The sequence below is a fragment of the Citrobacter sp. ABFQG genome (assembly GCF_004322975.1).
GTDB lineage: Bacteria > Pseudomonadota > Gammaproteobacteria > Enterobacterales > Enterobacteriaceae > Citrobacter > Citrobacter freundii.
The window spans coordinates 1,570,862-1,585,751 of sequence record NZ_CP036435.1 but is presented as its reverse complement, the minus strand read 5'-3'; the positions used below and the strand labels follow the sequence as shown (position 1 = coordinate 1,585,751).

The 14,890-nt window shown below is 52.5% G+C and carries 13 protein-coding genes; 4 read left to right on the top strand and 9 right to left on the bottom strand.

Translation table 11 applies throughout. The annotated features are described in order from the left end of the window. Positions 1 to 58: 58 nt before the first annotated feature. From WN16_RS07655 to WN16_RS07645, 3 genes are all read right to left on the bottom strand, one after another. Complete coding sequence (locus WN16_RS07655; protein WP_003837482.1) at positions 59 to 499, bottom strand: PTS sugar transporter subunit IIA; 441 nt, start codon at positions 497 to 499, stop codon at positions 59 to 61. Between the two features lie 103 nt (positions 500 to 602). Beyond that, entirely contained in the window at positions 603 to 1,373 is a 771-nt protein-coding gene (locus WN16_RS07650; protein WP_044698968.1) for an ABC transporter permease, read from the bottom strand. Next, positions 1,370 to 2,296, bottom strand: a complete 927-nt coding sequence (locus WN16_RS07645) for an ABC transporter ATP-binding protein (RefSeq protein ID WP_044698970.1) — start codon at positions 2,294 to 2,296, stop codon at positions 1,370 to 1,372. The genes WN16_RS07650 and WN16_RS07645 overlap by 4 nt, the downstream gene beginning before the upstream one ends. A gap of 108 nt (positions 2,297 to 2,404) precedes the next feature. Between WN16_RS07645 and can the strand changes: the two genes are divergently transcribed. Continuing rightward, positions 2,405 to 3,067 (top strand): carbonate dehydratase, encoded by a 663-nt coding sequence (can, locus tag WN16_RS07640; protein ID WP_003018654.1) that lies wholly within the window; start codon positions 2,405 to 2,407, stop codon positions 3,065 to 3,067. 93 nt (positions 3,068 to 3,160) lie between these two features. Here the strand turns inward: can and hpt are convergent, their stop codons facing one another. The 3 genes from hpt to cueO form a co-directional block, all read right to left on the bottom strand. Continuing rightward, positions 3,161 to 3,697 carry a hypoxanthine phosphoribosyltransferase gene (gene hpt, locus WN16_RS07635; RefSeq protein WP_003018658.1) on the bottom strand — a complete coding sequence of 179 codons (537 nt, stop codon included), beginning with the start codon at positions 3,695 to 3,697 and terminating at the stop codon, positions 3,161 to 3,163. A gap of 251 nt (positions 3,698 to 3,948) precedes the next feature. Then, complete coding sequence (locus WN16_RS07630; protein WP_003837476.1) at positions 3,949 to 5,604, bottom strand: methyl-accepting chemotaxis protein; 1,656 nt, start codon at positions 5,602 to 5,604, stop codon at positions 3,949 to 3,951. Positions 5,605 to 5,788: 184 nt separating this feature from the next. Next, positions 5,789 to 7,408 (bottom strand): multicopper oxidase CueO, encoded by a 1,620-nt coding sequence (cueO, locus tag WN16_RS07625; RefSeq protein WP_003845765.1) that lies wholly within the window; start codon positions 7,406 to 7,408, stop codon positions 5,789 to 5,791. A gap of 153 nt (positions 7,409 to 7,561) precedes the next feature. On the opposite strand from cueO, the gene WN16_RS07620 reads away from it, so the two are divergent. Then, positions 7,562 to 7,909: a YacC family pilotin-like protein gene (locus WN16_RS07620; protein WP_003018667.1), complete on the top strand. Its 348-nt coding sequence runs from the start codon at positions 7,562 to 7,564 to the stop codon at positions 7,907 to 7,909. Between the two features lie 33 nt (positions 7,910 to 7,942). Here WN16_RS07620 and yacL read toward each other — a convergent pair whose 3' ends face one another. Both yacL and acnB read right to left on the bottom strand, forming a co-directional pair. Further along, complete coding sequence (gene yacL, locus WN16_RS07615; protein ID WP_003018670.1) at positions 7,943 to 8,305, bottom strand: protein YacL; 363 nt, start codon at positions 8,303 to 8,305, stop codon at positions 7,943 to 7,945. 174 nt (positions 8,306 to 8,479) lie between these two features. Beyond that, positions 8,480 to 11,077 (bottom strand): bifunctional aconitate hydratase 2/2-methylisocitrate dehydratase, encoded by a 2,598-nt coding sequence (acnB, locus tag WN16_RS07610; protein WP_003829483.1) that lies wholly within the window; start codon positions 11,075 to 11,077, stop codon positions 8,480 to 8,482. A gap of 448 nt (positions 11,078 to 11,525) precedes the next feature. Between acnB and WN16_RS07605 the strand changes: the two genes are divergently transcribed. Both WN16_RS07605 and WN16_RS07600 read left to right on the top strand, forming a co-directional pair. Then, on the top strand, positions 11,526 to 13,103 hold the full coding sequence (locus tag WN16_RS07605) for a DUF3300 domain-containing protein (RefSeq protein ID WP_088169044.1): 1,578 nt from the start codon (positions 11,526 to 11,528) through the stop codon (positions 13,101 to 13,103). A gap of 10 nt (positions 13,104 to 13,113) precedes the next feature. Beyond that, positions 13,114 to 13,908 (top strand): DUF2950 family protein, encoded by a 795-nt coding sequence (locus tag WN16_RS07600; RefSeq protein ID WP_016149562.1) that lies wholly within the window; start codon positions 13,114 to 13,116, stop codon positions 13,906 to 13,908. Between the two features lie 63 nt (positions 13,909 to 13,971). Here WN16_RS07600 and traT read toward each other — a convergent pair whose 3' ends face one another. Continuing rightward, complete coding sequence (traT, locus tag WN16_RS07595) at positions 13,972 to 14,703, bottom strand: complement resistance protein TraT (protein WP_003837465.1); 732 nt, start codon at positions 14,701 to 14,703, stop codon at positions 13,972 to 13,974. Positions 14,704 to 14,890 lie beyond the last annotated feature (187 nt).

Here is a 14,890-nt window from a genome sequence, read left to right as displayed (position 1 = left end):
AGATAACCGAGGCGAGTAACCTCGGCTATTGTAGCAAAAGCATCATCAATACCAATGATTAATACTCATACAAATCATGCTTCAATACGAAGGGGGGATTTTTTTGTTGTTGATGCCAGAGGCTGGAGACTTCGGGGCCTCCAAGTGCGACGATGCAATCCCGAAACGCAGAACTGCTCAGCGATTCCCGTGACGAAATCATTCGCTCAAGCAATGGATAGCTGATACCTGAAATCACTTCACACTGGGGGTGTTTATGACTCATTAACGACGCGACACGGTAAGGCGCAGCCCCAGCCATATCCGTCAGAAATACCACACCCTCACCTGAATCTGTAGCATGCAGAGCATGGCACATCATGCGGCTTAGCATATTCGAGCTGAGTCCACGCCAAAAACTTACCGCCTGACATTGGGCCAACGGGCCGTACTTTTTCTCCAGACGATGCAGCATATCCTGTGCCTTATCGTCATGACAGGTAATTACCCAACCTAACATTGCCTACCTCCTTAGCAGGCAAGTAGTTTATCAGTGTGATAAATCCATAATGGTGACAAGCATCAAAAGTCTTCCTCTCCCAGGCAAGGAGAGGAAGAAAGAATTAGCTGCGCAGGCCGCGTCCGCGCTGAATCAGGTACCAGCACAGCAAATAAAACGCAGCGATAAACACCACCAGCACACCAAACGTGGTGACCAGCGGAACATCATGAATCCCCAGGAAGCCGTAGCGGAAACCGCTAATCATGTAGACAATCGGGTTCAGATGCGACAGCCCCTGCCAGAACGGTGGCAGCAGCGTTAGCGAATAGAACACGCCACCCAGATAGGTCAGTGGTGTCAGTACGAAGGTTGGGATCAGGCTGATATCGTCAAAGGTTTTAGCAAAGACAGCGTTCAGCAAACCGGCCAGCGAGAACAGTACCGCCGTTAACATCAGCGTAAGCGCCACAAAGACCCAGGAATGCACCTGGAAAGGCACGAAGAACAGTGAAATAGCCGTTACCAGAACGCCTACGCACAAGCCACGTGCCACGCCGCCGCCAACGAAACCAGCGATGATCACGTGCGTTGGTACCGGGGCGACCAGCAGCTCTTCAATATTGCGTTGAAACTTAGCGCTGAAGAATGACGATGCCACGTTCGCGTACGAGTTGGTGATCACCGCCATCATAATCAGCCCTGGCACGATAAACTGCATGTAGCTAAAACCATGCATTTCGCCGATACGCGAGCCGATTAGGTTACCAAAGATAATAAAATAGAGCGTCATGGTGATGACGGGGGGAACCAGAGTCTGAACCCAGATACGCATAAAGCGGTGGATCTCTTTCGCCCAGATGCTTTTCAGCGCCACCCAATAAAGCTGCATCATGCGCGATCTCCTTGTTTTTCATGAACCAGAGAAACAAACAGTTCTTCCAGTCGGTTCGCTTTGTTACGCATACTCAATACCTGAATGCCCTGCGCGCTAAGCTGAGAGAAGACGCTGTTAACCCCCTGTTCACGCAGCACCTCCACTTCCAGCGTGGAAGTGTCTACCAGCCGGTACTGATAACCGTCCAGTTTCGGCAACGGGCTTTTCGGTGCCAGATCGAGAATAAAGGTCTCGGATTTCAACTTAGAGAGCAGGCTCTTCATCGAGGTGTTTTCCACCAGCTCGCCGTGCTGAATAATGCCGATATTGCGACACAGCATTTCTGCTTCTTCGAGGTAGTGAGTGGTCAGAATAATGGTGGTGCCTTTGTCGTTTAAATCCTTTAAAAAGCCCCACATTGAACGACGCAGTTCAATGTCGACACCCGCCGTTGGTTCATCCAGGATGAGTAATTTTGGTTCGTGCATCAGAGCACGAGCAATCATCAGACGGCGTTTCATCCCGCCGGAAAGCATGCGCGCACGCTCGTTACGTTTTTCCCATAAATCGAGCTGCTTTAAATATACTTCGCTGCGTTTGACCGCCTCTTTATGCTCAACGCCGTAGTAACCCGCCTGGTTGACCACGATCTGCTGCACGGTTTCAAACGGGTTAAAGTTAAACTCCTGCGGTACCAGACCAAGCTGGCGTTTCGCGTTAACCGTATCTTTTTCGAGATCGTATCCGAAGACGCTCACCCGCCCGGAGGTTTTGTTCACTAGCGAGCTGATTATTCCAATGGTGGTGGACTTTCCTGCACCATTCGGTCCCAAAAGCGCATAAAAATCACCCGCTTCGACTTGCAAATCTATCCCGCGTAACGCTTGAACGCCACCGGGATAGGTTTTTTTAAGTTGTTGAAGTTCCAGAGCAATGGTCATGGTTTTTTACTTACCTTACGTTCTGACATTTTATATATAGTTTAATTAATGCTGGAGTTACCCTATATTAGCCCATCGAATTTATCTGGCTTCGGGTCGTACAACTCCATGAAAGACATAGATACACTCATCAGCAACAATGCACTATGGTCAAAGATGCTGGTAGAAGAGGATCCCGGATTTTTTGAAACGCTGACGCATGCACAGAATCCGCGTTTTCTATGGATTGGATGTTCCGATAGCCGCGTTCCCGCTGAACGATTAACCGGTCTTGAACCGGGCGAATTATTTGTTCACCGCAATGTTGCCAATCTGGTTATTCACACCGACCTGAACTGTCTCTCAGTCGTTCAGTATGCGGTGGATGTGCTGGAAGTGGAACATATTATTATATGCGGCCACTACGGATGCGGCGGCGTCCAGGCGGCGATTGAAAATAAAGAACAAGGGCTGATTGATAACTGGTTACTGCACATCCGCGATATCTGGTTCAAACACAGCTCACTGCTGGGCGAAATGCCGCAGGAACGTCGCATGGACACCCTATGCGAACTGAATGTCATGGAGCAGGTCTACAACCTCGGCCACTCAACCATTATGCGTTCAGCCTGGAAGCGCGGTCAGAAAGTTACCATTCACGGCTGGGCTTACGGTATTCATGACGGTCTATTGCGCGATCTCGACGTCACCGCCACCAGCCGCGAAACGCTGGAGCAGCGCTATCGCCAGGGGTTGTCTAACCTGAGTCAGAAACACAGCAACCATAAATAATGTGACATTGCCGGGAGGCGGAGACGCCTTACCCGGCCTACAAACCTACGCCGCAGGTCTGATAAGCGAAGCGCCATCAGGCGCTCCCGCTAATTACTCGTCCAGCAGCACCACTTTGCCAACATACGGCAGATGGCGATAACGCTGGGCATAGTCAATGCCGTAACCGACCACAAACTCATCTGGAATAGAGAATCCGATAAACTCGACCGGAACATTCACTTCACGACGAGAAGGTTTGTCCAGCAGCGTGCAGATAGCCAGGGATTTCGGCTCGCGCAGGCTCAGAATTTCACGCACTTTGGACAGCGTATTGCCGGAGTCGATGATGTCTTCGACAATCAGCACGTCTTTGCCACGAATGTCTTCATCCAGGTCTTTCAGGATTTTAACATCACGCGTAGTAGACATTCCGCTGCCATAGCTGGATGCCGTCATGAAATCGACTTCGTGGGAGACATGCACTTCACGGCACAGATCCGCCATAAACATAAATGAGCCACGTAACAGACCAACCAGCACCATATCGCTGCCGCTGTCTTTGTAACGTTCGTTAATCTGGCGCCCCAGTTCAGCAATACGCGCTTTGATCTCCGCTTCCGGGATCATCACTTCAACAGTATGTTTCATAAACCCTATAACTCACTGATTTTTATCAGTTGACACATCATGCAGATCGAAAGAAAGCGCTTACGTTGATACACCGACTGACAGACGGCGACCCGCTCTAACCACAAAACTTGCGACAGCATACAAACAATTCAGTTGATGAAGTATACCAGTAAAGAGAGCGGGTTCCTCTGATAGTTCACAGGAGAACCCGTTTGCGTCGTTTTTTGTATGCTTATTAATCAAAACCAGGTTCGCACGACAGCATGCGGCTAAAACGTTTCCCAATGCGGGTCTTGTGTCGTACTCCCTGCAGAGGTTGCTTGCGGAGCATCCTTAGGCGGTTTCCGATGCTCACTGTTGGAGGTATCGCGAGTGATGCGAAATGCTGCCACGGCCAGGCGTAACTGTTCAGCTTGTTGTTCCAACGAAGCGGCGGCGGCGGCAGACTCTTCTACCAGCGCGGCGTTTTGTTGTGTGACACTGTCCATCTGCGAGACCGCGAGACTCACCTGCTCAATCCCCCGACTCTGTTCCTCTGAGGCTGAGGCGATTTCCCCCATGATGTCCGTCACGCGGGTGACCGCAGCGACAATCTCTTTCATCGTTTTACCCGCGTCCGACACCTGCTGAGATCCCATCCCCACGCTGTGAGTTGAGTTATCAATCAACGCTTTGATCTCTTTGGCTGCCTGAGCGCTACGGCTTGCCAGAGTACGGACTTCACCCGCTACAACAGCAAATCCTCGTCCCTGCTCTCCTGCTCTGGCTGCCTCAACCGCCGCGTTGAGCGCCAGGATATTGGTCTGGAAAGCAATACTGTCGATGACGCTGGTGATCTGCGCAATTTGCTGTGAACTACCGGCAATTTCACTCATCGTGTGCACGACAGTATCAACAACCCGTCCACCACGCGCGGCAGTATCAGACGCATTCTTAGCCAATTGAGTCGCCTGTTTCGCATTGTCCGTATTTTGCTTCACGGTTGCAGTAAGCTGTTCCATGCTGGCGGCAGTCTCTTCAAGTGAAGCAGCCTGCTGTTCGGTACGCGAAGACAGATCGTTGTTACCTGACGAGATTTCCGCTGCACCGCTATGAATCGTTTCTGAGCTGTTACGCACCGACGTGACTGTCGAAATCAGCGACTGTCGCATTTCATCTAACCCCGTCGCCAAACGCCCCATTTCATTACGTCCCTGGACGTCGAGTTGATGGGTCAAATCACCACGGGTAATAATGCGAATATGCTCCATAATCTGCGCCAGGGGTTTAAGCAGCATATGCTGCAACCCACTCCAGATCATGCCCAGAACGATGAGCACAGCGACGACAATTGCCCCTAATGTCCATTGCATGCGGGTAAAGCTGTGCTGATTCTCCGCCGCCGCGTGCTGAAGCAACGCGTTATTTTCGTTACGCCACTGGTCATAACTGGCTTCCATTTCATCTTGCGCCTTCTGAGCATCAAGATCGCCATAGGCCTGATAGTTATTCGCGCGCAGATACTCTATCGATAACGCCATCACGTCGTGCATCTGCCGATACTGTTTTTCCATTTCAGATGCAATTTGCGGATTCTGCCCCGACACCTGCGGCAATGACTGATAATGCGCGAAGTATCCCTCAGCCTTCTTCATCGACTCACTCGCCGTTTTTAGCAAAGTATCAATTGCCGCCAGTGAGGCCGGATCGCGTTGGTTCTTTAAGAAACGAATTGCTACGCGGGTTACCGTTACCCGGGTTTTAATCAGCGTATTGACGCTATCACTCAGATTTTCCTGTTGGGCATTCAGGGTGCCTGAGTTCTGGAAATTATGGCGATCATTGTTTACTGCAGAATAAAAAAAACTTCCTGTCACGGCCTGTAGCAAACAGAAAATGGCGAGAACCAGAAGAATGCCGGTAATAACGCGCACATTTTTAATCATAGTATTTCATCCATTGAACTCACATTGGGTACCCAATGATTATCGGCTCTAAAGGCGATTACTTTATGTGCAATAGCAGAATTAGCAGGAGGAGGGAGTCGTGCGATGAAACGCTGTAAAGAGACTGTGTCTCATCCGGCTTACGAGAGATTTCTGTAGGCCGGATAAGCACAGCGCGATTTTTTTAGACGGTGAAGCCGAGCATCATCCCGGTATCTTCATGCTCTAACAGATGGCAGTGCGCCATATAGGCATGCTCTTTTGGCGCGTCATGGTCAAACTTAACCAATACCTCGCTCACGCCGCCTTCTACCCGCACCGTGTCCTTCCATCCCGCACGGTGTGCGGCAGGCGCTTTGCCATTCTCAGACAGAATGCGGAACTGCGTGCCGTGAATGTGGAACGGATGCAGCATCATGTCGCCCTGACCAGAAATCACCCAGCGTTCATGCTGCCCTTTTGCCGCGGCAAACATCGGTTTATTCATATCAAACGCCTGACCATTAATCCGGTTGGCATTATGGAAATCAAACGATCCGCCATGCTTCATGTTGCCCATGTTGCCATGCTGCATATTCCCCATCTCACCGTGGTTCATATTGCCATGATTCATATTGCCGTGGTCCATATTGTCATTATTCATATGGCCCATCATCTTTCCATGATCCATACCAGCCATGGCCTGACCGCCGAATTTCTTCATTAGCATTTGCATGCCCATCATATCGAGCATCGGATCCATCGACAGCTGCAGCTTGCGCACCGTCAGACCTTCCAGTGACGGCAGCGATGGCATGGATGTCAGCGTATCCGGCAGCGTGCCGGAAGCGGTAATCAGCAGCGGCTGAACGCGCATCACCGGGTGCGGCTTATCAAATGGCGCAATTGCCATCCCCATCTGGCTGACTGGCAGAGTTACCAGATCAAAAGCTTTGCCGTCACTGACATCCACCAGCACTTCAAAGCGCTCGCCCATCAGCATAGGAAGCTCGGTCACTTTTACCGGTTCCGCCAACAGCCCACCGTCGCTGGCAATGACGTACAAAGGACGATTGTCGCTGGCCGCAATGTTCAGCGAGCGCGCGTTACAACCATTCAACAGACGCAGGCGCAGCCAGCCGCGCGGTGCGGCATGCTGAGGATAAATCGCCCCATTGGTCAGCAGCGTATCGCCAAACCAGCCGACTGCGGCGGTCATGATGTCCAGTTGATAATCAACCTGCCCATCAGCAGAGAACTGTTTGTCCTGAATAATTACCGGCACATCATCAATTCCCCACTGCTTAGGCAGCATCAGCTTGCGAATCTCTTCGTCTTCAATCAGCACCAGTCCGGCCAGCCCCATCGCTACCTGATGACCGGTCTTTCCATGCTGATGAGGGTGGAACCAGCAGGTTGCCGCGCGCTGATCCGGCGTGAAGGTCACTGAACGTTTCCCGCCCGCCGGGATTATGCCTTGCGGCCCACCGTCGACTTCACCGGGGATTTCCAGCCCGTGCCAGTGCAACGTCGTCTCTTCGGCAAGCTGGTTATGGATATCCACGTTCACCGATTGCCCTTTGTTCAGCTTGACCGCCGGTCCGAGCAGATTGCCGTTATATCCCCAGGTCGTGGCCGTCTTACCGGCAAAGTTTGACTGCCCGGCTTGCACGATCAGCTGGATGCGATTCGAAGCATCGGCGGTTAACAGTTCAGGAATGGGTAAGGCGGGACGGTCGGCGGCAAATACGCTCCGGCTCCACAGAGGTAACGCTGACGCGACACCCAGTGCCACGGAGTACTTTAAAAAGTCACGACGTTGCATTCTCACTTCCTTATATTCAGCAGCTTAAGCAGGCTATCTTTTAAGCATAAGCCTTCCCCTTACGGGAAGGTCAAGTGAACGGCTAATAATAAAGGTCGTCGCTTCGCTCGCAGTATGCTAACGTTTAAATTCCGTGATGCAGTGGTAGAAGCAATGAAGACGTTTTTCAGAACAGTTTTGTTCGGTAGCCTGATGGCCGTATGCGCAAACAGCTACGCGCTTAGCGAGTCCGAAGCCGAAGATATGGCCGATTTAACGGCAGTTTTTGTTTTTCTGAAAAATGACTGTGGATACCAGAATTTGCCTAATGGGCAGATTCGTCGCGCACTGGTCTTTTTTGCCCAGCAAAACCAGTGGGATCTGAGTAATTACGACACCTTCAATATGAAAGCGCTGGGTGAAGACAGCTACCGCGATCTCAGCGGTATCGGCATCCCCACGGCAAAGAAATGCAAAGCACTGGCGCGTGATTCTTTAAGCCTGCTGGCGTACGTGAAGTAACAGACATAGCGGAGCCCGCTGGCTCCGCATGAATTAACGCTGTTGCACAAATTCGCGGTATGCCGCCACAACCTGAAGAAAGTCCTCTACACCACAAAGCGAAAAACTTTCTTCGTCGTAATAGCTCATCCCCTCTTCCATCTCATCTCCAGAGAACTCCAACTGATTAGCGCGAACCATCACTTCTTCGCCATCCAGCCAGAGCGTGTATTCATGCCCTGCTCGCTGCCAGGAGCGCTCACTGCCCTTAACCGCACGCGCCGCCTGCTCCACTTCATCAAGTAAGGCCAGGTTTTCTTTCACTTCTTCATTAAACCAGTGCCCCACCACCTCGTGGCCCATGGACATACGCACTTTTACCACCCCGGTAATATCGCGCAGAAATTCGTAATCCATAATGTCTTCCTCTACTCCCGGCAATGCGCCAATACCGCATCGCGCCTTGCTGTAATTATCGCAGCAGCGCGGCAGAAAAAAAGCGTAGTGGGTATAAGGAATAGAAATAAAAATGCCCGGAGAAGCAGACTTCTCCGGGCATTGATGTGTTTTTACACAAAACGCGTTAGCGCATTACACCGCGGTCTGGAAAATCACACCATCGGCTTTCTCCGTATACTGAGACAGCTGGTCGAAGTTCAGATAACGGTAAGTATCCACGGCAGTTTTATCCACCTGCGCCACATAGGTCTGGTACTCTTCCGCCGTCGGCAGTTTGCCGATCAGCGCCGCAACCGCCGCCAGCTCCGCAGAAGCCAGGTAGACGTTTGCCCCGGTACCTAAACGGTTCGGGAAGTTACGAGTAGAGGTCGAGACCACCGTTGCGCCGTCGGCGACACGCGCCTGGTTACCCATGCACAGAGAGCAGCCTGGAATTTCGATACGCGCACCGCTCTTACCGAACACGCTGTAATAACCTTCTTCGGTCAGCTGTGCCGCATCCATACGGGTTGGCGGAGCCACCCACAGACGCGTCGGCAGTTGGCCTTTGTGCGCATCCAGCAGCTTACCTGCGGCACGGAAATGGCCGATGTTAGTCATACAGGAGCCGATGAACACTTCGTCAATCTTCTCACCCTGTACGTCAGACAGCAGACGCGCGTCGTCCGGATCGTTCGGTGCACACAGGATTGGTTCTTTGATGTCAGCCAGGTCAATGTCGATCACCGCCGCGTATTCTGCGTCAGCGTCGGCTTCCAGCAACTGCGGATCCGCCAGCCATTTTTCCATGCCCTGCACACGACGTTCCAGCGTACGACGGTCGCCGTAGCCTTCCGCGATCATCCACTTCAGCAGAACGATGTTAGAGTTCAGATACTCAACGATCGGCTCTTTGTTCAGCTTGATGGTACAGCCCGCAGCAGAACGCTCTGCGGAAGCATCGGTCAGTTCGAACGCCTGCTCCACTTTGAGATCCGGCAGACCTTCGATTTCAAGGATGCGGCCAGAGAAGATGTTCTTCTTACCTTTCTTCTCAACGGTCAGCAGACCCTGTTTGATCGCGTACAGCGGAATGGCGTGAACCAGGTCACGCAGAGTGATACCCGGCTGCATTTTACCTTTGAAGCGCACCAGTACCGATTCCGGCATATCCAGCGGCATCACGCCGGTCGCTGCAGCAAACGCCACCAGACCAGAACCTGCCGGGAAGGAGATCCCGATAGGGAAACGGGTATGGGAGTCACCACCAGTACCTACGGTATCCGGCAGCAGCATACGGTTCAGCCAGGAGTGGATAACACCATCGCCCGGACGCAGGGAGACACCGCCACGGTTCATGATGAAGTCTGGCAGCGTATGGTGCGTATTGACATCCACCGGCTTCGGATAGGCAGCGGTGTGACAGAAGGACTGCATCACCAGGTCAGCTGAGAAGCCCAGGCACGCCAGGTCTTTCAGTTCGTCACGGGTCATTGGACCGGTGGTATCCTGAGATCCCACGGAGGTCATCTTCGGTTCGCAGTACGCGCCCGGACGGATACCTTTCACGCCGCAGGCACGGCCAACCATTTTCTGTGCCAGGGAGAAGCCACGGCTGCTTTCCGCCACGTCTTTCGCCTGACGGAAGACGTCTGAGTGCGGCAGACCCAGCGCTTCGCGCGCTTTGGTGGTCAGGCCACGACCGATGATCAGCGGAATACGACCACCGGCACGTACTTCGTCGATCAGGACTTCGGTTTTCAGCTCAAAGCTGGCCAGCAGTTCGCCTGTTTCGTGGTTGCGTACTTCGCCTTTGAACGGGTAAACGTCAATCACGTCACCCATGTTCATGTTCGACACGTCCACTTCAATCGGCAGTGCGCCCGCATCTTCCATGGTGTTGAAGAAGATAGGTGCAATTTTGCCGCCGAGGCACAGGCCGCCGCCGCGCTTGTTCGGCACATGAGGAATGTCGTCACCCATGAACCACAGCACGGAGTTGGTCGCGGATTTACGCGAAGAACCGGTACCGACAACATCACCCACATAAGCAAGCGGGTAACCTTTTTTCTGCAATTCTTCGATCTGTTTGATCGGGCCAACTACGCCCGGCTGATCCGGTTCGATGCCTTCACGGGCGTTTTTCAGCATCGCCAGCGCGTGCAGCGGGATATCTGGGCGGGACCATGCGTCCGGTGCCGGAGAGAGGTCATCGGTGTTGGTTTCACCGGTCACTTTAAAGACGGTAACGGTGATTTTTTCAGCCAGAGCCGGACGGTTCAGGAACCATTCGGCATCGGCCCAGGATTGCATTACCTGCTTCGCATATTCGTTGCCCGCTTTGGCTTTTTCTTCCACATCGTAGAAGTTATCGAACATCAGCAGCGTTGAAGAGAGCGCTTTGGCGGCAATCGGTGCCAGTTTGGCGTCATCCAGCGCGTCGATCAGCGGATGAATGTTGTAACCACCCTGCATGGTGCCCAGCAGTTCAATGGCTTTTTCTGGGGTAACCAGCGGGGAGGTGGTGTCGCCTTTCGCGACGGCAGCGAGAAAACCAGCTTTAACATAAGCGGCTTCATCTACGCCAGGAGGAACACGGTTGATCAACAGGTCTAACAGGAATTCTTCTTCGCCCACAGGCGGGGTCTTCAGCAGCTCGACAAGTGCGGCCATTTGGGTTGCGTCTAAAGGTTTTGGCACAATCCCCTGGGCAGCACGCTCAGCTACGTGCTTACGGTATTCTTCTAGCACGACGATATCTCCTCGCTCTCATTGTCATAATGCGGCGCTTTTGTAGATGGGCGATTCTCTTCACGCTCCTGTGAGACAGTAGTTAGTAGGGTAAATGCCCGGTACCGCATAAGGCACAATAACAGGATTTTCATTAAGTGTTAATCCGTTTACAAAAAAGCAACATAAAAAATTGGCTGAATCGTTAAGAATGGTGTAGCGGCAAGGCGGAACGCAATTCAGGCTACCTAAAACCACCCTGAAACGGTTGATTTTCAAGCGCGAGATGCTGAATTTTCCAGCGACTTTTCAGCCATCAGATATAATTGTGTAATAAATCCTCACACTCTTTTTCCGGACCTACCGGGTGAATCCCCAATAAAAGTCAAAACTGTCTAACACGGGTGAATAATACTCGCGGCAACAGGAACGCCTCACGGCACAGCGCTTGTCTCGTTGGAGTCATTTTATGAAGTTGCCCCTTAATCCACATCTGCTTGTCCTTTTGTGCAGTGTCGGGCTGTTTGCCGCCTCAGGCGTGATGTTCGTTAAAAGTCGTGCTACGGAGCCTGCGGCTCCGGCCCCCGTTGCACAGCAACCGTCAGCACCGGCTCCAGCGCCAATAGCGGCCCCTGCCCCGGCCGACCAAACAGCGCCCGTCGTGGCACCAACCTACTCGGCAGCACAAATCGATCAGTGGGTTGCACCTATCGCACTCTATCCAGACTCGCTGCTGTCGCAAATTTTGATGGCCTCAACCTATCCGGCTAACGTCATCCAGGCCGCACAGTGGTCAAAAGACAATCCCAAAATGCAGGGCGATGCCGCCATTCAGGCCGTTGCCAGCCAGCCCTGGGATCCCAGCGTGAAATCGCTGGTCGCCTTTCCTCAGTTGATGTCGCTGATGGGTGAAAATCCGCCGTGGGTACAAAGTCTGGGCGATGCTTTCCTTGCGCAGCCAAAAGATGTTATGGATTCCGTTCAACGCCTGCGTGCACTGGCGCAACAGACCGGCGCGTTGCAATCGACACCGCAGCAGACAGTCACCACGAGTGTGAAAAATGTGCCTCCTCCTCGTACCCAAACTCAAGAAGGAGTAACAGTTCAATCGACGGCCCCACCGGCTCCAACGGTAATCAAAATTGAATCCGCCGATCCGCAGGTGGTGTACGTTCCTACCTATAACCCGAATACGGTTTACGGTACCTGGCCGAACACCGCCTATCCGCCAACCTATCTGCCGCCAACGCCCGGTGAGCAGTTTGGTAACAGCTTCGTTAATGGTTTAGGCTTCAGCCTCGGTGTTGCCACAACCTATGCCATCTTCAGCAACATCGACTGGGATGACGACGACGATCACCATCATAATGATGACTGGGATAACCATGGCGGCTATAACCGTAATGGTGATAACAACATCAATATTAACGTTGATAACTTTAATAAAATCAGTGGGCAACGACTGACAGACGCCAACCGTACCTGGCAGCACAACCCGGCCTATCGTGAGGGTGTGCCATACCCAAATAACCAGCTCAATAACCGCTTCCACTCCACTAACACGGCTACAGGTTTAAGTTCAACCCAGCAAAGACCGGTCAACCGTGATAGCCAACGCCAGGCTGCGATGAGCCAAATGGAAAAATCAACGGGAAAAACATTCCCGCAGACGGCGCGTACGGGCACGAAAGACGCCCAGCGTCAGGCATCCAGCCAACAGCTGAAGCAAATTTCCCAACGTAATAACTACCGTGGTTACGATACCAAACCGCAAACCGCGAAACGGACAAGCACACAGCAACGTGAGAATCGTCAGGCAGTCGCCCAGCGACAGGAGAAACGGGTCACGCAACCGGCGCAGCAGCGCAATCTTCAACAACGGACCAGCCAGCCACGCGCCAATGCGCTGAGCGGGAACGACAGTCGCTCCGCCAACTGGCAGGCGCAGCAACAGCGAGGGGCACAGAGCCGGCAGGTCGCCCGTAATCAGCCATCGCGCCAGCCTTCTGGCGGGCGTGCTGAACACCGTGAATTCCGTCATCGTTAAGGGAACCGACATGAAAAATAAACTACTCAGTGGAATGGTGTTGTTCATGGTTTCGGCTGCCGCGATGGCACAACAATCTTTCAGCACACCAGACCAGGCGACCGATGCGCTGGCAAACGCGATTAGTGAGCAAAATGAAAGTGCAATGAGCAACCTGCTCGGGGAAAACTGGCGTGATTTTCTACCGCCAGAAGGCGTCGATCCTGATGCGGTTGATCGTTTCCTGCGCGACTGGAAGGTTCGCCATAATACCGTTGTCGACGGCAATACCGCGCATCTGGTGGTCGGGGATAGCGACTGGCAATTGCCAATCCCGGTCGTCAAAAACGCTTCAGGCTGGCAATTTGATATCAAGGAAGCGGCCGAAGAGATCCTGACCCGTGAGATTGGACGAAACGAACTCGCGGCTATCGAGGCGTTACACGCTTATGTAGATGCCCAGCAGAGCTATTTTGCGATGAACCAGAAATACGCGCAAAAGATTGTCAGTTCTGAAGGGAAAAAAGATGGTCTGTACTGGCCTGTTTCACCCGGCGAAGCGCCAAGCCCGCTCGGCCCGGCCTTTAGTCCACAGGAACCTGGCACGGGCTATCACGGCTATCATTTTCGTATCCTTCCCGACAAAACCAGCGGTTTTGCCATGGTGGCCTGGCCTGTTAGCTATGATCACACCGGCGTGATGAGTTTTATGATTAACGGTGATGATAAAGTCTATCAGGCCGATCTCGGCGTTGATTCTCAGCAAAAAGCACAGGCGTTAACCACATTCCATCCGGATAAAACCTGGCAGCCCGTAGCGCCCTGATACCAATTCGAAAGATTAGTTGGCCGGGTAAGGCGTAGCCGCCCCCCGGCAACCCACAGCAAATTACAGGATGTTAGCGACAGATTTCGCCAACTGAGCTTCCAGAACCGGCTTCGCTTCTTCGAACTTCAGATTCACTTTGTTAGCATTAGACACGACGCGAGTCTGATATTTTGCACGATCGCCTTGCGCGCTGCTGGTTTGCAACTTGATACCGGATGTCCCTTGACGCAACGCCGCAACGTTATCCGTTGTCACTTTCGCTTTGCTGCGTTCAGAGATCTGCAGGTCAGTGACCATGGTGTAGTTTACGTCTTCCACCATCGCATCCGCAGCCATGCCGATCAGCCCCGCCGCGATACCAACACCCAGCGCCGCACCAGAAGAGTTGCTATTATAGGCGGTAATCCCCGCACCCAACGCTGCGCCCATCGCGGCACCTTCATAACCCGTTTTCAGGAAGCCCTGAGCTTCACGCAGATCCATTTTGTCCGCTTTCAATACGTTCGCCTGTACCCAGTAATAAGCGCTGTCTGGTGAGCTGGTCACTTTATAACCTTTAGCGGACAGGTCATTTGCCAGCAGGGTTTGCAGGTTACTCATGTCTTTGTCAGAGGTATTTTTTACCTGAATGTAGACGGTCTTCTCGCTGGAAGGCTCCAGCCAGATGGTTTCACTCATCTGCGTTTTCACTTCAAGGTTACGTTTTTTAACGGCGGTGGTCATCGCGCCACAACCGGTCAGTGTCATTGTCGCGACAATCATGCCAACAACCGCGATTTTTTTTAAAGACATGTATTTTCCTTTTTTCGTGTAATAGAGAGTCCAGAGCCTCTTAACCGCGCGGCCAGTAGCCACACAATGGCGAAAAAAGTATCGGCAGTTGCGCAATTTTTTTTAGTGGAGATATCAATAAGATGACTACCAGAACTGGTAGCTTTCGGGAAAAAAAACGCCTCCGAAGAGGCGTTTTCACAAAAGC